Source organism: Capnocytophaga genosp. AHN8471 (genome assembly GCF_016806945.1).
Lineage (GTDB): Bacteria > Bacteroidota > Bacteroidia > Flavobacteriales > Flavobacteriaceae > Capnocytophaga > Capnocytophaga periodontitidis.
This window is the reverse complement of the sequence record NZ_JAESPJ010000038.1, coordinates 37,892-59,878: the sequence shown is the minus strand read 5'-3', so window position 1 is coordinate 59,878 and position 21,987 is coordinate 37,892. Positions and strand designations below refer to the sequence as shown.

Annotated in this window: 16 protein-coding genes; 8 read left to right on the top strand and 8 right to left on the bottom strand. The window is 40.5% G+C overall.

From position 1 onward, the window contains the following. Window positions 1-946: 946 nt before the first annotated feature. The 6 genes from JMN12_RS14470 to JMN12_RS14450 form a co-directional block, all read right to left on the bottom strand. Entirely contained in the window at window positions 947-2,131 is a 1,185-nt protein-coding gene (locus tag JMN12_RS14470; protein WP_096088461.1) for an efflux RND transporter periplasmic adaptor subunit, read from the bottom strand. A 5-nt stretch (window positions 2,132-2,136) separates the two neighbouring features. Continuing rightward, window positions 2,137-6,468, bottom strand: coding sequence for a CusA/CzcA family heavy metal efflux RND transporter (locus JMN12_RS14465; RefSeq protein WP_203139963.1), 4,332 nt, complete (start codon window positions 6,466-6,468; stop codon window positions 2,137-2,139). An 85-nt stretch (window positions 6,469-6,553) separates the two neighbouring features. Continuing rightward, window positions 6,554-6,874: a DUF6660 family protein gene (locus tag JMN12_RS15545; protein ID WP_317193635.1), complete on the bottom strand. Its 321-nt coding sequence runs from the start codon at window positions 6,872-6,874 to the stop codon at window positions 6,554-6,556. A 342-nt stretch (window positions 6,875-7,216) separates the two neighbouring features. Then, window positions 7,217-9,508, bottom strand: a complete 2,292-nt coding sequence (locus JMN12_RS14460; protein ID WP_203139961.1) for a TonB-dependent receptor — start codon at window positions 9,506-9,508, stop codon at window positions 7,217-7,219. A 275-nt stretch (window positions 9,509-9,783) separates the two neighbouring features. Beyond that, entirely contained in the window at window positions 9,784-10,401 is a 618-nt protein-coding gene (locus JMN12_RS14455) for a 4'-phosphopantetheinyl transferase family protein (protein ID WP_009750735.1), read from the bottom strand. A gap of 339 nt (window positions 10,402-10,740) precedes the next feature. Then, window positions 10,741-11,718 (bottom strand): pyruvate dehydrogenase complex E1 component subunit beta, encoded by a 978-nt coding sequence (locus JMN12_RS14450; protein WP_009750734.1) that lies wholly within the window; start codon window positions 11,716-11,718, stop codon window positions 10,741-10,743. Window positions 11,719-11,993: 275 nt separating this feature from the next. On the opposite strand from JMN12_RS14450, the gene JMN12_RS14445 reads away from it, so the two are divergent. The 8 genes from JMN12_RS14445 (at window position 11,994) to JMN12_RS14410 (ending at window position 19,631) form a co-directional block, all read left to right on the top strand. Then, window positions 11,994-12,170: a hypothetical protein gene (locus tag JMN12_RS14445; RefSeq protein ID WP_009750733.1), complete on the top strand. Its 177-nt coding sequence runs from the start codon at window positions 11,994-11,996 to the stop codon at window positions 12,168-12,170. An 8-nt stretch (window positions 12,171-12,178) separates the two neighbouring features. Then, a complete protein-coding gene (locus JMN12_RS14440) occupies window positions 12,179-12,724 on the top strand; it encodes a GNAT family N-acetyltransferase (RefSeq protein WP_203139959.1) in 546 nt (181 codons plus the stop codon). Window positions 12,725-12,833: 109 nt separating this feature from the next. Next, window positions 12,834-13,958, top strand: coding sequence for a DegT/DnrJ/EryC1/StrS family aminotransferase (locus JMN12_RS14435; protein ID WP_203080947.1), 1,125 nt, complete (start codon window positions 12,834-12,836; stop codon window positions 13,956-13,958). Window positions 13,959-14,078: 120 nt separating this feature from the next. Beyond that, complete coding sequence (locus tag JMN12_RS14430; protein WP_009750730.1) at window positions 14,079-14,657, top strand: Uma2 family endonuclease; 579 nt, start codon at window positions 14,079-14,081, stop codon at window positions 14,655-14,657. A gap of 11 nt (window positions 14,658-14,668) precedes the next feature. Next, complete coding sequence (locus tag JMN12_RS14425; protein ID WP_203139957.1) at window positions 14,669-14,953, top strand: hypothetical protein; 285 nt, start codon at window positions 14,669-14,671, stop codon at window positions 14,951-14,953. Between the two features lie 26 nt (window positions 14,954-14,979). Beyond that, complete coding sequence (locus tag JMN12_RS14420) at window positions 14,980-17,025, top strand: UvrD-helicase domain-containing protein (RefSeq protein ID WP_203093642.1); 2,046 nt, start codon at window positions 14,980-14,982, stop codon at window positions 17,023-17,025. 33 nt (window positions 17,026-17,058) lie between these two features. Further along, window positions 17,059-18,027 (top strand): glycoside hydrolase family 130 protein, encoded by a 969-nt coding sequence (locus tag JMN12_RS14415; protein ID WP_009417204.1) that lies wholly within the window; start codon window positions 17,059-17,061, stop codon window positions 18,025-18,027. Between the two features lie 83 nt (window positions 18,028-18,110). Then, window positions 18,111-19,631 (top strand): GH3 auxin-responsive promoter family protein, encoded by a 1,521-nt coding sequence (locus JMN12_RS14410; protein WP_203080953.1) that lies wholly within the window; start codon window positions 18,111-18,113, stop codon window positions 19,629-19,631. Between the two features lies 1 nt (window position 19,632). Here JMN12_RS14410 and JMN12_RS14405 read toward each other — a convergent pair whose 3' ends face one another. Beyond that, complete coding sequence (locus tag JMN12_RS14405) at window positions 19,633-20,934, bottom strand: Fic family protein (RefSeq protein ID WP_203139955.1); 1,302 nt, start codon at window positions 20,932-20,934, stop codon at window positions 19,633-19,635. A gap of 45 nt (window positions 20,935-20,979) precedes the next feature. Next, entirely contained in the window at window positions 20,980-21,942 is a 963-nt protein-coding gene (locus JMN12_RS14400; protein WP_238423939.1) for a helix-turn-helix domain-containing protein, read from the bottom strand. Window positions 21,943-21,987: the final 45 nt, after the last annotated feature.

The window sequence follows — 21,987 nt, the reverse complement described above, 5'->3', positions numbered from 1 at the left end:
AAAATCACCAATGAGAAAATTAGCAAGGATATGGAAATTGCTGCCGAACGATTAAAAAACTTAAAGATAGGATAACTAACAAATTCCTTCTTAGAATTAAAATCCATTGATAACATTTCAAAAAGAGATGTGTCAATGGATTTTTTTTGTTGCCTTACAGAAAGCTATCTCACAAAGATAAGAGTGTTATTAAGACTTACCTATTTTCCCTGTTTTAAACACTTAAGGCACATAATGGCGGTTCGTTGTTCGAGTGCAAAGGTATTTCTGTGTTCTTAACGCTTCTTGCAAGGTCAAGCCCGATGGGTTTTCAAAAAAATCTCCAGCCCTTGTCCGTTGTCCTGAGGGTAGTATTTTTTTGAAAAACCTTGCAGAAGCTAAACACAGACCTTTTATGGCACTCGAAACGAAACCAGCTCATTCCGACCTTTAAGCGAATAAAAAAATGTCAAATATGAGAAAAATGCCGCTTCTTACAGATTGTTTTTTGAAACGAATACCGCTTTTCCTCCCATTGTCGAATAAAAATTTCAAACTATGTAGCTACCTAATTACGTTTTTACCTTCGTACATACTTGCTTGCTTTGATGCGTGAATGCAAAGTAATGTACAAATATACATATAGCTTTACATAGAATTGTAAATAACTCTGTAAGTAAGTGATTAAATATATTGCTAATATGCCCTAAATCACTTTATGAGCTTGTAGTATTTATCTTCTTTTCTTATGGTTAATTAAAATTTGACCTTTAGGGAGAATTTTCTGTTCACCGGAACAGAGCAAGTTGTGTTTTGAGGCACGCATTAGGCGTGTAGGCACCTCAAAACCACTTGCCCTTGCAGGGAGCTTAAAACACACTCCGAAGTCGTGGTTTTTTACTTTTATATTTTTATTGTATTTCTAATGTAATAAAATTTTAATAATATATCCGATACATTACCAATTCTAATCACTATCTTTTTCAGCATTTACTAAGGTTGCGTTGATAAAGAATGCTCCTTTGGTGGCAATAGTCTGTTCGGGGGCTATAGGTTTTACAGGGGCAATGGCAGTATACCCACTTTCGGAAGCTCCTTTTACTACCTCCACTTTCTCAAAAGAGGTTTCTTTATCCGAAGTTTGGGTTACCAGAAAAATGTAGGATTTACCAGCATCCTCTACGATAGCCTCGTTAGGTACAGCAGGGGTCGTTTGTTTGTCAAGACTGATAACCCCTGTTACATTCATTCCATTGATGAGCCCTTGTTTGTCACCCTCTACGTGGCAATGTACAATGATGCTTTTGCTTTCGTTTTCAAACGAAGCCGCAATGTTATACACTTGGGCATCATATTCGCGAGAGGTGTTATTGGTAGGGTTGAAGTGCACTTGTTGTCCTACCTTAATGTAAGGCAAGTCACGCTCATACACTTGCAAGTGCAGGTGTAGCGAACTGTTGTCGATGATTTCCACAATAGGGGTGGAGGCATCTATATAAGCCCCTTTGTTAGTATATACCGCACTGATATTCCCACTAATAGGAGCCACTATCGCCAAAGTAGATTGCATTCCCTTATCGGTGAGTGTTTGAGGGTTTAAGCCCATTAGGCGTATTTGTTCTTCAAGCGAAGCTTTTTCGGTACGGAGAGTGCGTAGCTGAGTAGTAGCGGCTTGTAGGTTCTTACCAGTACCAGCATTCCCTTCATAGAGGGTTTGCTGACGGTCAAGTTCTTGTTTAGCAAGTTCTATCTGACCATTAACGGTGAGCAAGCGCTGTTGTTGTTGCAAGAATTCTGGGTTAGAAACAGTAGCGATTACTTGCCCTTTTTGCACATAACTGCCTATCTCTACCTTTACGCTCTTGATAATCCCCGCATATACAGTCGATACCTTCGCCTGATGGTCGGCAGGCACGCTCAGTATTCCATTGGCTTTGAGGGTAGCGGCAAGAGCTTTTTCTTCTATATGTCCCAAACGAATATCTACAGTTTGGATTTGAGCTTGGGTAAGGGTGGTGAGGTTGCCTCCTTCTTCGTGGTGTTCTTCGCGCTCTTCGAGCTTTTGATTATTGGTAGTTGTAGGAGTGCCATTGCAGGCTGATAGACTAATTCCTATAAGGATAAAAGCGATTTTTATACCATATTTTTTCATTTGTTTTACTGGTTTAAAAGGGATTGTATTTCTATTACTTTTTGATTAAGCGCCTCGATACTCTCAAGGTATGCCAAGCGGGTATCTACGGCTGTCTGTAGGGTGTAAAGGTACTCCACATAGCTTATTTCACCTGCGCTATACCCTAACTGATTGGCTCGGATAATGCGCTCGGCTTCAGGTAGCGCTTCTTGTTTGTAAAACTGATATTTTTGCAAATTCAGTTGGTATTCCTCTTGCAGATTTATCCATTGAGTTTTAAGCTGTTTTTCTGTTTGTTGAGCTGCTTCTATAGCTGCTTCTTTCTGATATTTATAAGCTTTCACCTTGGCACGGGTAGCGGTAAAAATAGGAACTGAAAGCCCTATGGTGGCAAAGTGAAAACGTTTACTTCTATCAGTATAGGTCTCTACCCCTCCAATGGTTTGCATTCCTATAAGAGACTGATTGGTATAGCCCAATGTAAGGTCGGGCAGGGCTTGGGCACGCTCTAGACGTTTGTTGTGCTCAGCTATGTTTGCTTCTTGATAGCTGAGTTGTACCAAAGGGTGCTGAGAGAGTTGTACATCCGAAGGCTCACTGAGTAACAAAGGCTCATACACGGGCGACTTGGTAATGGTAAATGCTTCTTCTGTTTGCATTAATGTACGCAAGTTGCGATAGGTAGCTTGTTGTATAGTTTTGTTCTGTTGAAGTAACAAACTTATTTCTCCTTTCTTCACTTGGGCAGTGTTAATATCTATCTTCTTGGTATCCCCTGCTTTATAGCGTACTTCAGCAATGCGAATAAAATTATTGTAGAGACTATCAAGCTGCAAGAGCTGTTCCTCTTTAAAAGTCAAATATTGCAATTGCTGATATGCGTTGCGCACTTGCCGCTTCAGTTCATTCTGCTGAAGGGCTAATTGCCCTTGTTGTAATTGTGTCTCTGCTTGATAGAGCTTTTTGCGAGCAGCAAATACTGTAGGCAAAGGAATAGATTGTGATACACCTACTGAAAGGTCTTTTTCAGCACTGCTGTACTGCCCGTATTGCCCTGTAAAGTCTGTTTTAGCCAATTCAAAAGAGGTTCGCTCTTTAGCACTTGCTCCTTGTAGCTTGAGTTGTGCTGCCTTAATCACTCCATTGTTCTTAAGGGCTATTTGCTCTATTTCTTGTAGCGAGTAAGACTGCTGAGCGTGTAGCGCTATAGGACTGATAAGCAATAGGGCTATCGTGAGTACTTTAGCTGAAGGACGGCGCCAAGAAAAGGTACTATTGAAAGCGATGTAAAGCAACGGAAGCACGAAGAGGGTGAGGAAGGTAGCCGATACTAACCCCCCAATAACCACTGTAGCTAAGGGGCGTTGTACTTCTGCTCCTGCTCCTTGACTGAGTGCCATAGGTAGGAAACCTAAGCTCGCCACCATAGCCGTCATTAGCACAGGGCGTAAACGCATTTCGGTACCCGTAATCACGCGATGCAAAAGGTTGGTCATTCCTTCTTTTTTCAGCTGGTTGAAAGTGCCAATAAGCACTATACCGTTGAGCACTGCTACCCCAAAGAGCGCGATAAAACCAATACCCGCACTAATACTAAAAGGCATTCCCCGAAGAAGCAAGGCAAATACGCCCCCAATGGCACTCATCGGGATAGCGCTAAAGATGAGCAATGATTGTTTTATAGAGTGGAAAGCAAGGTATAACAAGAAAAATATTAAAAGTAGGGCTACAGGCACGGCTATGAGCAGTCGGTCGGTGGCTTGTTGTAGGTTCTCAAACTGACCGCCATAGGTAAAGTAATAGCCCGTAGGGAGCTTTACGCCCTTTAATTTTTGTTCTATATCACTCACCACACTCTGCACATCGCGCCCTTGCACGTTGAAGCCAATGACGATACGGCGCTTGCCTGCTTCACGGCTTACTTGTGCGGGGCCTAATTCATATTTGATAGTGGCCAATTGGCTCATCGGCACCTGCCCATTTTCGGTAGCTACCATCATATGCTGTACATCGTCAATTCCGGTACGATGGAGGCTATCGAGGCGTACCACAAGGTCGAACCTTCGTTCGTTCTCGAAGACAACCCCAGCCTTCTTACCAGCAAAGGCGGTACTGAGTACCTCATTGACCTCTTGCACCGAAAGTCCGTAGTTGGCCAAGCGTACCCGATCGTAAGTAACATTGATTTGCGGAAGTCCGCTTACTTTTTCGACCTGTGGGGCGGTAGCACCTTCTGTTTTCTGGATAAGTTGGCTTACTCTTTGGGCGTAGTGGGCGAGGGTATCCATGTTTTCTCCAAAGATTTTTATCGTTACATCCTGTCTGACACCTGTCATCAATTCGTTGAAATGCATTTGTATAGGCTGGCTTTTCTCAAAGAAGACCCCAGGAATATCCTTGAGCCGCTCAATGATAGCATCTCCTAATTCCTCATAGGAGCGACCACTTTTCCATTGGTCTTGGCTCTTGAGTACGATCACAATATCGGAGGCTTCCAGCGGCATAGGGTCGGTAGGTATTTCGGCAGAACCTGTTTTGCCTATCACCATTTTCACCTCGTCGAACTCACGAATCAGGCGAGAGGCCTGCATGGAAGTCTCCAAGCTCTGCTTCAGGGAAGTGCCCGGTGGCAGAATACATTCAAAAACAAAATCGCCTTCTTGTAGTTGTGGAATAAACTCACCTCCCATACGGCTGAAAATGCCTACCGCAAGAACGAACAGTACCACGGTACTGCCTATTATCCATCCCCTAAGGCGGATAGAACGGACAAAGAGCGGTTGGTAGTGACGGTAGAGCCAGCTTATCATTCGCTCGGCAAAACTGCGCTTGTCACTTACTGTTTTAGGTAGGAGCAAAGCGCTCATGGCAGGGATATAAGTCAGGGAAAGGATCAGGGCACCCAAAATAGCAAAGACGACGGTTTGTGCCATAGGGCGGAACATCTTGCCCTCTACTCCTACCAAGGTAAGAATGGGAATATACACCATCAGGATGATAATCTCTCCGAAGGCGGCACTACTGCGTATTTTGGAAGCGGAATGGAATACCTCCTCATCCATTTGTGCTTGGGTAAGTCGTTGGTGGTTCTTTCGGATCGCCAAGTGGTGCATCACTGCTTCTACCACGATAACCGATCCATCTACGATAATTCCGAAATCTATCGCTCCCAAGCTCATCAGGTTGGCACTTACTCCAAAGAGGTTCATCATTCCTAAGGCAAAGAGCAAGGAGAGCGGAATGGCCGTGGCAACAATCAGTCCGGCACGCAGGTTCCCTAAGAAAAGTACTAAGATGAAGATGACAATCAGCGCCCCCTCTAAGAGGTTTTTCTCTACTGTATGGATGGCGCGTTGTACCAAGTCCGTGCGGTCTAAGAATGGCTCTATCACTACATCTTCAGGTAGGGATTGCTGTATGGTGGGCAGTTTTTCTTTGATACGACTGACTACCTCGTGGCTGTTTTCGCCCTTGAGCATCATCACTACCCCACCTACGGCATCCACCTCGCCATTATAGCTAAGGGCACCATAGCGGATGGCACTGCCCAAGCGTACCTCGGCTACATGCTTGATAAAGAGGGGAGGGGTGTGCTTGCCTACGGCTATATTGCCTATGTCTTCAAGGGAGCGAGCCATGCCTATTCCTCGGATAAAGTAGGCATTGGGGCGCTTGTCGATATAGGCACCTCCTGTATTTTGGTTGTTCTGCTCCAAAGCAGTGAAAATATCACTGACACTCACCCCCATGGCACGGAGGCGATCGGGGTCTATAACCACCTCATACTGCTTGAGTTCGCCTCCAAAGCTGTTGATTTCGGCTATTCCTTTGGTACCATAGAGTTGGCGAGCCACGATCCAGTCCTGCATGGTGCGGAGGTCTTTGGCGGAATATTTGTTTTTGCTCTGTTCCGTAGGGCGAATGATATACTGATATACCTCCCCCAGTCCGGTACTCACGGGTGAGAGTTCGGGCGAGCCTATGCCTTGAGGGATTTGCTCCTGTGCCTCCTTGAGCTTTTCATTGACTAGCTGGCGGGCAAAGTAGATGTCCATATCCTCGCTAAAGACGGCTGTGATGACCGAGAGGCCAAAGCGGGAAATACTGCGTGTTTCCTCCAGCCCAGGAATATTGGCGATGGCTTGCTCAATAGGAAAAGTAACCAGTTGCTCTACCTCTTGTGAGGCCAAAGTAGGGGTAGAGGTGATGATTTGTACTTGGTTGTTAGTAATATCTGGAACGGCATCAATGGGGAGCCTTGTAGCACTCCATACGCCCCAAAAAATAAGCATAAGGGTCATGAATCCTACAAATAGCTTATTTTTGATGCTAAATAGTATGATTTTGTCTAACATTTCTAATAAGAATTAATGATTAGTTAATGACTAATGATGGGTGAGATGACTAATGAACAATCACTTGAGATGAAGAAAGAAAAGACTATATCTTGGGAGGAGTCCAGATATTCCCATAGTAGTTCGAAGACCATACGGTCAGGGGATAGCTATAGGAGGGAATGGTTGCGGTGGCTTGAGCAATGGTTAAGGCCTCATAAGTAGTGGGCGTGCTGATTACCATTTGGCAGCAAGTGCAAATGCAGAAAGGTGAACAGCTATCCAAATGAAAATGAGAGAGTTCCCCAGTTGGGGCTGTTACAAATTCATAAGAAGCTGAAGACTCCTCACCTTCAAGCATATCCGTACAAGGCAGCCCAGTGAGTGCCAACAGATATAAGCTAAGTATGAAGGTGAAAAATCTCATATTGGGAGCAAAGATACATTTTTTTTCAATCTGACAAAATTTTTTGATTTTGTCGCATTCTACTACATAATTAAAATAACACATCTGACACATTACCAGCTCCACGCAGACGTGCAGCAACGCACGTCTGCGGGTGCAAAGGTAAATTTTTTTGGTTATATTGTCAAGATGTTGTACCTTTGCACCTAGAAGTTACTGAGAAAATAGGTATAATCAAATGAAATAAGAGCTATTACTAAATCATTACCTAATCTTCTTGTAATTCCTGTATCTTCTTTATTTAAAATAGATTATAAAAGTAGTTTCAATTTTGGGGCAAACTTTGCAAAGTTAATATGAATATTAAATCTTCACTTTTAAACCTACAAACATAGTGCGAGGTAGCGAAGGACCATAAATGTAATCGGCGTCGCGTTCAGCACCTTTGTCGAAGTCTTTTTGATATTGGTTGAAAAGGTTTTTGATACCACAACTTACTTCTAAGGGGAAGAAAGTTTGGAATTTAAACTCATAAGCGGTGTTCACGCCTACGTCCCACATTGCAGGAGTGGTCTCCAAACGTGTATCGGCTATATAACCTTTTAAGTGAGTGGTTTTCATACTACCTGTATATACGGTTACAAAGTTGATATCCCAATTAGGGCGTGGTTTATAGGTTGCCATCAGGTTGCCATACACACTTGGCGTGCGGAGAATTTCATCGGTATAGACGTTTTCTTCGGGGTTTTGCACACTGTTGTATTTAGAACTTTGGATAGTGGTGGCAAGTTGTACCATAAATTTGGGATTGGGGCTATATTTTACTTCTATATTTACCCCTTTTACTACGGCGCCATCGGAATTGCGTTTCTCGCGAATAGGCAATCCATTTTCTAAACCTGCATCTTCGTAAGTAAAGCGGTCGTGCAAAGCTGTATAAAATCCTTCTATCATCGCTACAAATTGGTGGTTATCGTGAGCGTGGTTATACTCAAAAGAAGCGGTAAAGCTATCGGAGGTCTCTTTTTTAAGATCATCGGCGAGTTTTACACGTCGTGCTTCACCCCCTTGTAATTCGCTGTGTACATCTTCTGAATAGAAGAAAGGCGCTCTAAATCCTCTTGAATACGAACCCCGAGCAATGAAATTCTCATCGATATTATAAAGCACACTCGCACGAGGGTTGAGTGCTGTAACACTTTTCTTCATTATATCGGAATTGACATTGTCGAATCGGATACCCCCGAGCACTTTGATTTTGGGAGAGATACGCCAATCGGCTTGAGTGAAGAGACCAAATGTATTCGCTTTTTGGTTTACGGCAAGCACATTAGGATTCTGACGCTTTTCGGCTATCTTGTCGTATTGATATTCGGCGCCTGACGTCCATTGCAAATTGCCGTTGCCCGTAGGCACATAAGCCGTATGCTGTCCGCCAAGTAACCATATATTCTCTTTGGTAACCCCATAGTTACCAGAAGAGGCTACTATATCAGTACCGTCGAAACTGCCGTAATAGTTATCAGCGCGAGTACATTCGGCACTGGTATAGGCAGTAAACTTATGGTTATAAGCAGGCGAAAAGTAGTCGAAACTTGCATTCCCTCCAAGCATTTGCGTACGGATGCTCTCGGCAAGGTCGGCAAGGTGTTCAGGTTCGTCGAGTTTATTACCTCCACGACGATTTTCGTTGCTCACGTTCAGTTCGGCGGTGAGTTTATGGCGGTCGGTGAAATCGTTGAAGAGTTTTGCACCCGCATTGAGGTTGCGCAAACGTGTGATTTCGGTAAAGTCATCGCCATTATCGTCGTAAGACTGACGCGTGCGTTGCATAGCGTGGAAAGAGATACCGCGCATATAATTTTCACTCACGAGAGAGCCATTGAAGGAGCTTACCACATCGGCTGATTTACCGCCTATGAGGTTGCCCACAATACCTGCTTGCGCCTCGTTTTTGGTAGGGTTTTTAGTAATCACGTTGATAGTTCCTGCAATGGCATTAGAGCCGAAAAGGGCAGAACCACCTCCACGAATCACCTCTATGCGCTCAATCATATTGGCAGGGATTTGGTCTAAGCCATACACACCATTGAGCGAACCAAAAATAGGACGGCTATCGATAAGGATTTGGGAATAAGCACCCTCTAACCCGTTGATTCGCACTTGGGAAGTACCACAGTTCTGGCAGTTTACTTCGGTGCGCAAACCCGGTTGGAATACCAGACCTTCCATCAAGGTATGGGCTTTAACGTTTGCCAGTTCGCGATTGGTAGTAACACTCACCAGTACAGGTGCGTCCTTACGGTTTTCTTTGGTTTTGGTAGCTGTTACGACTACTTCGTCTATACCGAGTACATCTTCTTTAAGAGCGACATCTTGAGTAAGGGTTTCTTCCTGAGTAATGACCACTTTATCGTTGTAAGGAATGTAGCCTAAGGAGCGAATTTTTAATCGGTATTCACCGGCTGGTAAGGAAATAGAATAATGACCGTTGCGGTCGGTGGTTGTCCATTTTTTTAAAGATTTACTTTCGAGTTGGACAGTTACAGCTTCTAAAGGATCGTTATCCACTGTGATAGTACCTTTGATAGTTCCGTTTTGGGAGAAACATAAAGTACTGAAAGCTATAGCAATAGCTGATAAAAAAGTTTTCATATAATATTAATTTGTTTAGAAAATTTGGTGCGAGCCACACGGGCAATTTTCTTATTACCTTATTGAGGCAGGCACAACTACTTATTATTTCGGCGCAAAGGTAATTCATTTTTAGATAATGTGAAAATTTTTAAAGAAATATTTTTAGTTTTATTTAAAGTGTTTTATTAGAGTGCCGTAGTTATAAGGTTTTCAAAAGTCGTAGAAATGAAGAGGTACAAACAAAAAAAGCGACTCAAAAAGAGTCGCTTTTTTTGTTTGTTAACTATTATTTGTTACTTGATACTATGGCAATAGCCTAAAACATAATCCTCTATAAAAATGAAGTGGACTTCGTATTTACCACGCCCTACGAGTATCTCGGTAGAGCTATCGGTAGGGAAGAAATCGCGTACTTTTACATCGTTGAGGGTGAGTTCAGGATTGCCGTGAATTTTGAAGCCTACTTCTTTAGCGCACCACGTCATTGTGAGTTTTTGTATGATACTTTCTAAAGAGAAAGAGGCTGCTCTAAAGTTCCATTGGGTGAACTTATGTGCTATAGCTACTATTTTTTGGCGTTTTTTCTCTATATCTACCCCTACTTTTCTATCGCTGATAATCACTGCTACTTTATTAAAGGAATGACTGATAGAAATTTGTTTTCCATCGCTAAGGAAAGGTTTTCCGTTAGGATCGTAGAACAGAGCAGTAGGTGTATAACCAATATTTTTGAGCAAAACGCGTGTAGCAAGGAAGTTTTTTTTGCCTTTCTCATTGTGAATGGCATTCAAACTTTCTTGTTGTTGGGGTGTGAGTACGACCGCTTGCTGCAAATCAGTGAGCCTCTCCTCCACATCCCATAAGTAAAGTTTGGTCTTTACATCAATATCAAATGTTTTAATCAATGGCATTTTTGTTTTCTCTCATCTATTTTATACAAAGGTAGTAAAAAAAACTTCAATATAGACAAGTTCTATTTAGAGAGCAAAATGTCTGTTTTGCAATTTAACATAATAAATATGTTAATGAAAAAAGTTTTGGACTTAATTTTTAATGGTTTATTAGTATTTTGGCTATGGGAATATGTTAAAAACTCTTATTTTAAGTTATCAGAAGTTTAACATTGTAAAAATGAGAGTTTAACAAAAGTTTAACGGTGTAGAGCGCAAAAAAAGTATTCACGAAAAAGAAAATCGTGAAGACTAAAAAATAAAATATAACTTTTAAAAAATAAAAATGATAGCAAATTCTTATTTATAAAGTACTTTTTTTACAGCTTTTACTACGTCTTCGGCGTTAGGTAAGAACTCTTTGAGCAATTCTGAAGAGAATGGCGCAGGAGTATCGGTGGTAGTAATACGTTGTACAGGAGCATCGAGGTAATCGAAAATGTGTTCTTGTACTTGGTAAGTAATTTCGGAAGAGACACTGCTAAAAGGCCAAGCTTCTTCTAAAATTACTAAGCGGTTTGTTTTTTTCACTGATGTAAAAATGGTATCGAAATCGAGTGGACGCACGGTACGCAAATCGATGATTTCACATTCGATGCCTTCTTTGGCTAAAATATCGGCAGCTTTGTGAGCTTCTTTGATGATTTTACCGAAAGATACAATAGTTACATCGCTACCAGCGCGTTTAATGTCGGCAACTCCAAGAGGAATAGTGTATTCTTCTTCAGGTACTTCACCTTTATCACCGTACATTTGCTCAGACTCCATAAAGATTACAGGGTCGTTATCGCGGATAGCCGATTTGAGCAATCCTTTAGCATCATAAGGAGTTGAAGGAACTACTACTTTCAAACCAGGGCAGTTAGCGTACCAATTCTCAAAAGCTTGAGAGTGGGTAGCAGCAAGCTGACCAGCAGAAGCGGTAGGACCGCGGAATACGATAGGAATATTAAATTGACCACCTGACATTTGGCGCATTTTAGCGGCATTGTTGATGATTTGGTCAATTGCTACCAACGAAAAGTTAAAGGTCATAAACTCAACGATTGGGCGGTTACCATTCATAGCTGCCCCTACTGAGATACCTGCAAAACCACCTTCGGCGATAGGGGTATCGATTATACGTTTAGGACCAAACTCATCGAGCATTCCTTTAGAGGCTTTGTAAGCACCGTTGTATTCGGCAACCTCTTCACCCATCAAATAAATAGACTCGTCGCGACGCATTTCTTCGCTCATCGCTTCGCAAACGGCTTCTCTAAATTGTATTGTTCTCATTTATATTATATTAAATAAGGTATATAACTAAAATTTTTCAGTTTGAAAGTACAAAAGTAGAAATAATTATTTAATTTCCCAATTTTTTTAAGTGATTATTTTTAGAAAAAATTTTTAAATTGTTGTTTATTAACGGTTTAAGTTTCTATTTTTTTTATACGAAAACTAAAGAATATCGGGCTATTTGGAAGTGGCTAACAATCAATAACTAAAATTTGCTAATTTAGCAATTACGTTGTATCTTTGCCGTCTGAACACTTACTATCTAAAGTACTATGGCAAGAGAAATCAAAGCAACGCCCATACTTGAGGGGCAAGATGTAATAGAGTTCTACAAGAAATTAGCAGGGTTTAAAGAGAATTTTAAACGTTTAGGTATTACACGTGAGAGTATTGAGAAAGATGCTGCTAAATTAAGAGCTATTTTCAAGGAAAGTAGAGAAGAAAAATAAATAGAACAATGAATTTAGATAATTTATCTTTTTTAAGAGTTACTAAAGGATTTGTGTTTAAACCCTTTAATTGTGAAGATGATGATTTGAATGAGTTTCTTTTTGAAGAAGCTATTCCTTATCGAAAAGAATTACTCGCTACCACTTTTGTGATTGAAGATGACACCCGAACTTTAGATTATTATAGCTTACTAAATGATAGCTTACAACTTAAAGAGGAAATGTTTTCTTCAAAAAGTCAGTTAAAAAAGTTTTTAAGAGATTTAATACCTTATCCTAAAAGACACTTAAAAAATATTCCTTCTGTAAAAATAGGTCGCTTGGCTGTTGATAAATCTTGTAAAGGAAAAGGATTAGGAAAAATAATGATTCATACTATTATAAGTAATTGCCTTATGTTGAATGACAATCAAGCTTGTAGGCTTATCACTGTTGATGCCTACAAACAAGCTATTCCTTTCTATCAAAGAATGAGTTTTGAATTCCTATCAGATAATGACAAAGAGGACAGTACCCGATTGATGTTTCTTGATTTAGCAGACCTTGAAGAGTAAATAATATTAAAAGAATGAACAATAAAAAGTCATCGAAGATTATTAAAAATAAACCCTATCTTTGCAATACTTAACACCTCTAACATCAGAAATCTAACATACAACATATATGAGAAAAATACAAATGGTTGACCTTCAAGGTCAGTATGAAAGAATTAAAAATGAAGTACAAGCTTCTTTTGAAGAAGTACTCAACACCACCGCTTTTATCAACGGTCCCCAAGTACAAGCCTTTCAAAAGGAATTGGAAAACTATATGGGGGTAAAACACGTAATCCCTTGCGCCAACGGTACTGATGCCCTCCAAATAGCAATGATGGGGCTCGGTCTCAAAGAAGGCGATGAGGTCATCACTGCCGATTTTACCTTCGCAGCAACCGTAGAAGTGATTGCCTTGCTGAAACTCACCCCTGTATTGGTAGACGTGTACGACGATACTTTCGACATCAACATCGAGGCAATTGAAAAAGCGATTACTCCCCGCACGAAAGCGATTGTACCCGTGCATTTGTTCGGTCAGCCAGCCAATATGGAAGCCGTAATGGCTTTGGCTAAAAAACACAACCTCTTCGTGATTGAAGACAATGCTCAAGCCATCGGTGCTGATTACACTTTTGCCGACGGACACAAACAGAAAGTAGGAACTATCGGTCACGTAGGGGCAACATCTTTCTTCCCTTCTAAGAACCTCGGTTGCTACGGCGATGGAGGGGCTATCTTCACTAACGACGACGACCTTGCTTACACCCTTCGCGGTATCGTAAATCACGGTATGTACGTGCGTTATCACCACGATGTAGTAGGGGTAAACTCTCGTCTCGACTCTTTACAAGCGGCTGTATTGCGCGCTAAACTCCCTCACCTGAACGATTATAACGCTCGCCGCCGTGAAGCAGCTCGCAAATATACCGAAGCGCTGAAAGGCAATCCTCATATCATCACTCCTGTAATCGCCAAAGGTAACGACCACGTATTCCACCAATATACCCTTCGCATTACCAATGGCAAACGCAATGAACTCGCTAAGGTTTTTGGTGAGAACGGAGTGCCTTTTGGTATTTACTACCCTATACCATTGCACGCCCAAAAAGCCTATACTCGCAGCTCTTATAACGAAGCTGATTTTGGCGTTACCAATAAATTAGTACAAGAAGTCATCTCTCTGCCTATGCACACCGAGCTTGACGACGAGCAAATAGCATTTATCACAGAATTGATAAAGAAAACAGTGTAATTGTAGGTCGTGGTACGACAAGCAGTTATTTGCGTCACACACTTTGCCAAAGTTCTTAACACCTACCCGTGCTACAGTCTTTGGCAAAGTTGAAGAATATAACAGAAAAGTAATCTTTTTATGGAAATCACTAATATCAACCAGTTAGACCCTCTATATGGAGTGTACTCGTATGCCGATTATCTATTGTGGAAATTTAAAGAGCGTGTAGAACTTTTTAAAGGAAAGCTCTTCAAAATGTCTGCACCTTCAGCAGTACATCAAGAAATATCAATGAAATTAGCGGGAGAGCTCTATCAGTTTCTTAAAGGCAAAGACTGCAAAGTGTTTCACGCTCCTTTTGATGTGCGTTTGCTGAAAGAAGCACAAGAAGATAAAGATATTTATACGGTTGTGCAACCCGATATTTGTGTAGTATGTGACCCTGAAAAGATAGACAAACGCGGTTGTGAAGGTGCTCCCGATTTGGTGATTGAAATCCTTTCACCTGGCAACTCTAAAAAGGAAATGAAGTTTAAATATGCCCTTTATGAGGAAGCTAAAGTACCTGAATATTGGATTATTGACCCCGATCACCAAAATATTTTGGTTTATATACTGAAAGGTGATAAGTACCAAAATCCTATCAATGTAGTAGATGATTATATCCCTTCAGAGAAATTTCCTACTCTTAAACTACATACTAACGATATTTTTTAAACAACAACCTTATGACAAAGACGGTACTACAAATAGCTATTGATGAGGAAGACTTACCTATTTTTGAATCTCTTTTTGAAAAGTTTGAGGTAGAGAGTTCTGTTATAGAAGAAAAGACTAAACCTCTTTTTACGATTGCTGTAGAAGATATACAATCTGTTGCTTTAGAGCGATTAGGCAGAACACTCAGCGATGATGAATTACTCACAGCTAAAAAGGGGTTAGAATGGGGATTGCTTACAGATATTGATGCTGTTTATAGTGCTATTTTTGATGAAGTGATAGAAAATAAATAAGTTTTGCAAAGTCTAAGAACATTTTTATGGAAGCAAAATTGAATCAACTCAATGATAAACAATTAGAAGCTGTAGTAAGTGAAAGTAAACGCTTATTAGTACTCGCTGGAGCTGGCTCTGGAAAAACCAAAACTCTTTTAGAAAAATTATCCTATCTAATGAATATTAAAAGAGTAAAACCTGCTAACATCTTAGTGATTACTTTTACCAAAAATGCTACTAATGAAATGATTGACAGACTCATTTTTTCAAGTGAAGAAGGAGGCTTGTATCAATCTTTTATGAATAATACTAAGATTAGTGATGCCGAAAAAAATACCTATCGAGATAATTTTGTGAAAGCAAATAAAAGACTGTCCAACCTTTCTATAAGCACTTTTCACAGTTTCTGTTATAAGGTACTTCGCAAATATGGTGTAAGTGAGTTCGATAACCAATTTAAAGTTTTAAACGATAGTAAAAAAAGTAAAGGTGAAGATGATTTTGTTTATGAAAATACTCCTGAAACCGACTTTGAAATCGCAAGCAAAATTCTCAAAGAAAATTCTAACAATAGAGAATACTTATTAGACTTAAAACGCTATATCCTTGATTATTTTGTAGATAACGGCTATTTTCATTCCCATAAAAAAGAAGAGGGGTTTCACGAAGAACAAAAGTATTATACTTCACTCAACGGAACAAAAGTGCGGTCTAAATCTGAACGTTATATAGCCGATTGGCTCTATAGACACAATATAGATTTTGCATACGAACCGTATCTCAACTGTAAAGATTTCTATTTTCACCCTGATTTCTATATCCCGCAAGCCGATATTTACTTAGAGCACATCAGCAATATGAGTGCTGCTGTTAAAGAAAAAGATGAACAGTACAAAAAGGCTAACAAAACTCTTTTTAAAACATACGAAGAGGTTGAAGCTAAAGATACTACACTATTCAATTCGGCTTTAGATAAGATTGTTAAAAATAGATTACCTGCCAATTATCACAGTGATGTCGCTTTGAGTTTTGAAGAGGAATTCAATGCTTATCACAAAGAATTAAACGATTTTATCACTCAGTCCTTACGGGTAATTAAGATGATTAAAGCTGAAAATCTATCACCCGAAGAAGTGTTAGTTAAAGCTCTCACCGACCCACATCAGCGTATCAGAGATTTTTATAATTTGGTGATTCCGCTAATGGAAAAATATCAGGCTTATTGTGTGAACAAATCATACCTCGATTTTGAAGATATGATTATTAAAACCATTGATTTGTTCAACCACCGACCCGAAATAGCTGAACAACATCAACAGATGTATAAATATATTTTGGTAGATGAATTTCAAGATGTAAACAACCTACAAGTAGAATTACTGAAAAAACTCTTAACTACCGATAATCAACTTTTTTGCGTAGGTGATGATTGGCAAAGTATCTATGCGTTCAGAGGGTCTAATGTAGATTATATCATCAACTTTGAAAAGTATTTCCCTAATGCCGAAGTGATTAAACTCAATCAGAATTACAGAAGCACTGAACATATTGTTGGAGCCAGCAATGAAGTGATAAAACACAATAAATTCAAAGTAGAAAAAGAGATTTTTGCAAATAAAAAATCGGAAACAAAAGTAAATATTTTTGCAGGTAGCAATGAAGATGAAAATATTGATTTTGTAGTGAGTGAAGTTAAAAAGCTTCTCAATAAGGGTTACAGAAAGGAAGATATACTATTTCTATATAGGCGTAGCAAAATGTTTAGCAATTACTTGAGCCGATTTAAAACCCAACGCGTTTTTGTACAGGCTAAAACGATGCACTCAGCAAAAGGATTAGAAGCCAAAGCTGTTTTTATCATAGGACTCACTCAGGGTAAAGGAGGATTCCCTGATATTTGGTTAGAGGACAGAATTTTCCAAGTTGTAAAACCCACTCAACACGATTTGCTAATGGAAGAAGAAAGACGTCTTTTCTATGTAGCTATTACAAGAGCTAAAGACCAACTATACCTAATAACCGAAAAGAATAACGAATCGATGTTTTTAGAAGAAATTCCTGATAACTTTGTTGTGAAAACTATAATTTAATAAACTGAATAACTAATAACTAAAACAAAAATAATGAGTCAAAAAATTCCTTGGCAAGAACGCCCTGCGGGTTGTACCGATGTAATGTGGCGTTATTCTGAAAACCCTATTATCGGTAGGTATGATATCCCTACCTCTAACAGTATTTTTAACTCGGCTGTTGTGCCTTTTGGCGACGGCTATGCAGGGGTTTTCCGCTGCGACAACAAAGCAGTACAAATGAACATTTTTGCTGGCTTCAGTAAAGATGCTATTCACTGGGAAATCAACCACGAACCTATCGTGATGAAAGGTGGTAATACTGATTTCCTTCATTCTGAGTATAAGTACGACCCTCGCGTTACTTTTATCGAAGACCGCTATTGGGTAACTTGGTGTAATGGCTATTGTGGCCCTACCATCGGGATTGCTTATACTTTTGATTTCAAAGAGTTTTTCCAATGCGAGAATGCCTTTTTGCCTTTCAACCGCAACGGGGTACTCTTCCCTGAGAAAATCAACGGTAAATACGCAATGCTTAGCCGCCCAAGTGATAACGGACATACCCCTTTCGGTGATATTTTCATCAGCTATAGCCCCGATATGAAATACTGGGGTGAACACCGCTGCGTGATGAAAGTAACACCTTTTATAGATAGCGCTTGGCAATGTACCAAAATAGGAGCAGGAGCTGTGCCTATCAAAACTAAAGATGGTTGGTTATTGTTCTATCACGGGGTGATCAACACTTGCAACGGTTTCCGCTACTCTATGGGGGCTGCATTGTTAGACCTCAACAATCCAAGCAAAGTAATCGCTCGTACACAGCCTTACCTCTTGGCGCCTGCCACTCTCTACGAAACTACCGGCGATGTGCCTAATGTGGTATTCCCTTGTGCTGCCTTGCATTCTATCGAAGAAGACAAAGTAGCAGTGTACTACGGTGCTGCCGATACAGTAGTGGGCGTTGCTTTCGGACGTATTTCCGAAATCGTAAAATTCACTAAAGAAAATTCTTTATAAGTTATCAGGTGTTAGGGGTCAGGGGTCAGGTATCAAAATCCTACCCTGAAACCTAACACCTATTCCCTGAAACCTGAAACAAAATGCCTTTAGCTTTATTTAATTCTATCACTTCGTGGTTTTTAAAACGCCGCATCGACCAAATACAAGAGTTTGTACTCGACCCTCATAGGGTACAAGAACGCGTGCTTTTAGAACTAATCAGCAATGCCAAAGATACTGAACTCGGCAAGCAATACAACTTCGCCGAAGTGAAAAACTACCAGCAATTTGTGCGTGAAACGCCTCTCACTACCTACGAGAACTTTGAACCTTATGTTGAAAGAGCTCGGCGCGGTGAACACAATGTGTTTTGGCATACACCCATCAAGTGGTTTGCTAAGAGCAGCGGGACTACCAATGCCAAAAGCAAATTTATACCCGTGAGTGAGGAGGCTCTGCAATTGTGTCATTATAAATCAGGGAAAGATATGCTTTGCTTATACCTGAACAACAACGAGGACTCGAACCTTTTCAAAGGAAAGAGTTTGCGACTTGGGGGTAGCAAGCAATTATACGAACAAAACGGCACCTATTTTGGCGATTTATCGGCAATTTTAATTGAAAACTTGCCTTTTTGGGCAGAATGGAGTTGTACTCCCAGCAACAAAGTATCACTGATGAGTGAATGGGAGAGCAAACTACAGGCAATTGTAAAAGAAGTAAAAACCGAAAATGTTACCAGCATTGCAGGTGTCCCCTCGTGGATGCTCGTATTGCTGAACCGTATTTTAGAAGATACCCAAAAACAACACCTATTAGAATTGTGGGAAAACTTAGAAGTGTATTTCCACGGTGGAGTGAGTTTCATTCCTTATCGCGAACAATATAAAAATATCATCCCCTCGGATACTTTCCGCTATTACGAAATATACAACGCTTCCGAAGGCTTTTTTGCTATTCAAGACCGCAACAATTCCGACGAGATGCTGCTAATGCTGGACTATGGTATTTTCTATGAATTTATCCCGATGGAGACCTTTGGCACTGCCCAACAAAAAGCCATTCCGCTGAGTGAAGTGGAGATAGGCAAGAACTACGCAATGGTGATTAGCACCAATGCAGGCTTGTGGCGGTATATTATAGGTGATACCGTGCGATTTACCTCAGTAGCACCTTATCGCATCAAGATTACGGGGCGCACCAAGCACTTTATCAATGTATTTGGCGAAGAACTTATCGTTGAGAATGCCGAACGCGCTTTAGAAAAAGCCTGCGAACAAACAAATAGTCATTTGATAGATTATACTGTAGCACCTATCTTTATGCAGGACAAGCTAAAAGGCGGACACGAGTGGGTGATAGAATTTGAGTCGGCTCCAGAGAGTTTAGAGCAATTCACCGAGATATTAGACCTCGAACTCCAGAAACTCAACTCCGATTACGAAGCCAAGCGTTACAACAATATGACCCTCAACAAGCCCAAAGTACACAGCGCACGCGCAGGACTTTTCCACGATTGGCTCAAGCATAAAGACAAACTCGGTGGGCAAAACAAAGTCCCCCGACTTTCTAACAGTAGAGAATACGTAGAAGAATTGCTAAAATTGCGTGATTTATCGTAAATCACGCAATTTTAGTTTCTAAAAGACTGAAAAACAAAGGTGATTTGATGTAACTCTGTTTCTTCTTATTAACGGGAATAACTTCTAAAAATCCCATATCTACCAATTGTTTGAGATCAGTGCGAGCTGTGTGGTTCGAGATGAGAAAGCGATTTTCAATTTCTTTGATAGAAAGCACACGATCAGGATCATCGTAAATGATTTTGATAATTTGCGCCATACGATCGTTTACTCCAGGAATTTTCATAAATTGTGAAGCTTGAAATATCTCTTTTTGCTTTCTATTAATATAAGTTTTCAAGGCTTCAAAAGCTTTTTCCATAGCCCTCAATTGGTAAGTGATGAAATAGCTGAGGTCGTTGTCATCAGCTTCAGTATGTAGGTAGGCTTTTTCGTATTGCTTTTTTGTTTCTTTTATAATGCGTGAGATGGAGAGATATTCAGTAAGCCAATAGCCCGATTTGAGCATATACCAATAAAATACAGCGCGAGCAGTACGCCCATTGCCATCGGTGAAAGGGTGAATAAAACCTATCATAAAGTGCAGCACGCAGGCTTTGACCAGAGGGTGAATAAAAGGAGCACTATTATTATTGAAAAAAGAGCAAAGTTCCTTGATAAGCTGTGGTATTTCACGAGCATCAGGAGGGGTGTGCACTACTTCGCTATTAGTAAAATCAACTACATAAATATTATTATGAGTGCGAAAAGCGCCTTCTTCTTCAGGTAAATCGAGGGTCTTATGAGCGATGAGTTGGTGGATATGCAACAAGTTTTCAGCTGAAAACGGTTCGTCCTTATGTTGCACAATGTACTGCATCGTATGGTAGTTATTCACAATCATCTGCTCCGATTTGCTTTTAGGCTTTATCCCTTTTTGAATCATCTCTTTAGCCTTTTTACGCGTGGTATTAGCGCCCTCTATTTGGCTACTGGCTATTGACTCTTCCATAATAGAACTCACCATAAATTTATGTGTATCTACCTCGGCAATCCCCATATTGCTGGTGAGGGTACCCCCAATGTGCATATCAAAGTTATGGAGAGCTTGCTGGATATAATCGGTGAGTACATAGCTAAAATGGTAATTGCCAAATTGCAATGTACGCTGGTTTAGCAAGCGGTAAAGTTTTACAGCCTGCCACAATTGTTCAGGGGTCGCACTTTTAGTTTTTTTGTATTTAAGTTCTGACCAATACAGATATTCATCTTGTATTTTCTGCAAGATACCCTCTTCTAACAGAGGTTTTATAAGGGAAAAAAGAGCCGATTGAGGGACAAAAGGAGGAGGGCTTTCTATCATTGGTTTTATGCGTTTAGAGGGCAAAGATAGTAAAAATTGCGTGATTTATGATAAATCACGCAATTTTTGCTTCGGGCTTCTACCGAATTTCTTCTTAAAGGCAGTAGAGAAATGTGATACATACTCATAGCCACAAGCAAATGCTATCTCACTGATGTTCTTATCACTGTGGAGAAGTAGTTGCTGTGCTAACTCCATTTTATAATCGTATAAATAGCCGAAAACAGTAGTGCCAAATACTTCTTTAAAACCGTAACACAATTTCTTTTCATTAGTACCTACAGCACGCGCTAACTCAGTTATAGTGGGTGTAGTGTTTAACTGAGCCGTAAGCAGATCGCGCACTTCGTACATCTTCTGTATATCGGTTGGGGTTTTACAATATTGGTGAGGTTGCGACTGTTGTTGCTCGTATTGTTGGAGTTGTAAAAGGAGAAGTTCCTGCACTTTCAGGTCGGTATAGGGGCCGGCAGCCTTGCCCAAGAGGGTTGCGTGTTGCAACTGACAAAGTGCTGTTTGTATCGCAAAGGTGGTAGGCAGGGAGTGGTCGGGGGATAGGATAAAATTACCTCCACGCTCATAACGCTCGTACCACGCCATAAAGATTTCGGGGTATTGGACAGCCATTTGCGCAAAATTTTCGGCACTAATCGCTACAGTAATCACCTCTATAGTATCATCTCTGTGCAAAAAGTCTTTCCCTAAACACTCTTCGCGACCGAAAAAGATATTATGCGTTCCTGCTTTGGCGGTAGCAATACGCTTGTCAATCTCTATTTGTATACCTTTATGGGTTTGGGTAACAAAATAAAGGCGCAGTGAGGGGATATCCATACGCCCCTCAAAAGCTACATCTTCTTTCACTTGTGCTTGCCAACGGTAATAGGTGTGATCGCCTAAGATCTGTTGCTCTAACTGGAATTCGGCTATTTGCTCACTCACCCCTTCGTAGTACGTTTGTACCTCTTCTTCATTAGTTACCAATGGTAATATTACTTCATTTATCATAGCTATTCAGATATAAAACTTTGCTAAGGATATTAAACAATTGTA

Bases quoted from the DNA above. Each gene is read 5' to 3' on its own strand.
- JMN12_RS14425 (WP_203139957.1), top strand. From the start codon at position 14,669: ATGACAAAGACGGTACTACAAATAGCTATTGATGAGGAAGACTTACCT.
- JMN12_RS14450 (WP_009750734.1), bottom strand. From the start codon at position 11,718: ATGAGAACAATACAATTTAGAGAAGCCGTTTGCGAAGCGATGAGCGAA.
- JMN12_RS14410 (WP_203080953.1), top strand. From the start codon at position 18,111: ATGCCTTTAGCTTTATTTAATTCTATCACTTCGTGGTTTTTAAAACGC.
- JMN12_RS14470 (WP_096088461.1), bottom strand. From the start codon at position 2,131: ATGAAAAAATATGGTATAAAAATCGCTTTTATCCTTATAGGAATTAGT.
- JMN12_RS14400 (WP_238423939.1), bottom strand. From the start codon at position 21,942: ATGATAAATGAAGTAATATTACCATTGGTAACTAATGAAGAAGAGGTA.
- JMN12_RS15545 (WP_317193635.1), bottom strand. From the start codon at position 6,874: ATGAGATTTTTCACCTTCATACTTAGCTTATATCTGTTGGCACTCACT.
- JMN12_RS14415 (WP_009417204.1), top strand. From the start codon at position 17,059: ATGAGTCAAAAAATTCCTTGGCAAGAACGCCCTGCGGGTTGTACCGAT.
- JMN12_RS14435 (WP_203080947.1), top strand. From the start codon at position 12,834: ATGAGAAAAATACAAATGGTTGACCTTCAAGGTCAGTATGAAAGAATT.
- JMN12_RS14460 (WP_203139961.1), bottom strand. From the start codon at position 9,508: ATGAAAACTTTTTTATCAGCTATTGCTATAGCTTTCAGTACTTTATGT.
- JMN12_RS14445 (WP_009750733.1), top strand. From the start codon at position 11,994: ATGGCAAGAGAAATCAAAGCAACGCCCATACTTGAGGGGCAAGATGTA.
- JMN12_RS14405 (WP_203139955.1), bottom strand. From the start codon at position 20,934: ATGATAGAAAGCCCTCCTCCTTTTGTCCCTCAATCGGCTCTTTTTTCC.
- JMN12_RS14465 (WP_203139963.1), bottom strand. From the start codon at position 6,468: ATGTTAGACAAAATCATACTATTTAGCATCAAAAATAAGCTATTTGTA.
- JMN12_RS14430 (WP_009750730.1), top strand. From the start codon at position 14,079: ATGGAAATCACTAATATCAACCAGTTAGACCCTCTATATGGAGTGTAC.
- JMN12_RS14420 (WP_203093642.1), top strand. From the start codon at position 14,980: ATGGAAGCAAAATTGAATCAACTCAATGATAAACAATTAGAAGCTGTA.
- JMN12_RS14440 (WP_203139959.1), top strand. From the start codon at position 12,179: ATGAATTTAGATAATTTATCTTTTTTAAGAGTTACTAAAGGATTTGTG.
- JMN12_RS14455 (WP_009750735.1), bottom strand. From the start codon at position 10,401: ATGCCATTGATTAAAACATTTGATATTGATGTAAAGACCAAACTTTAC.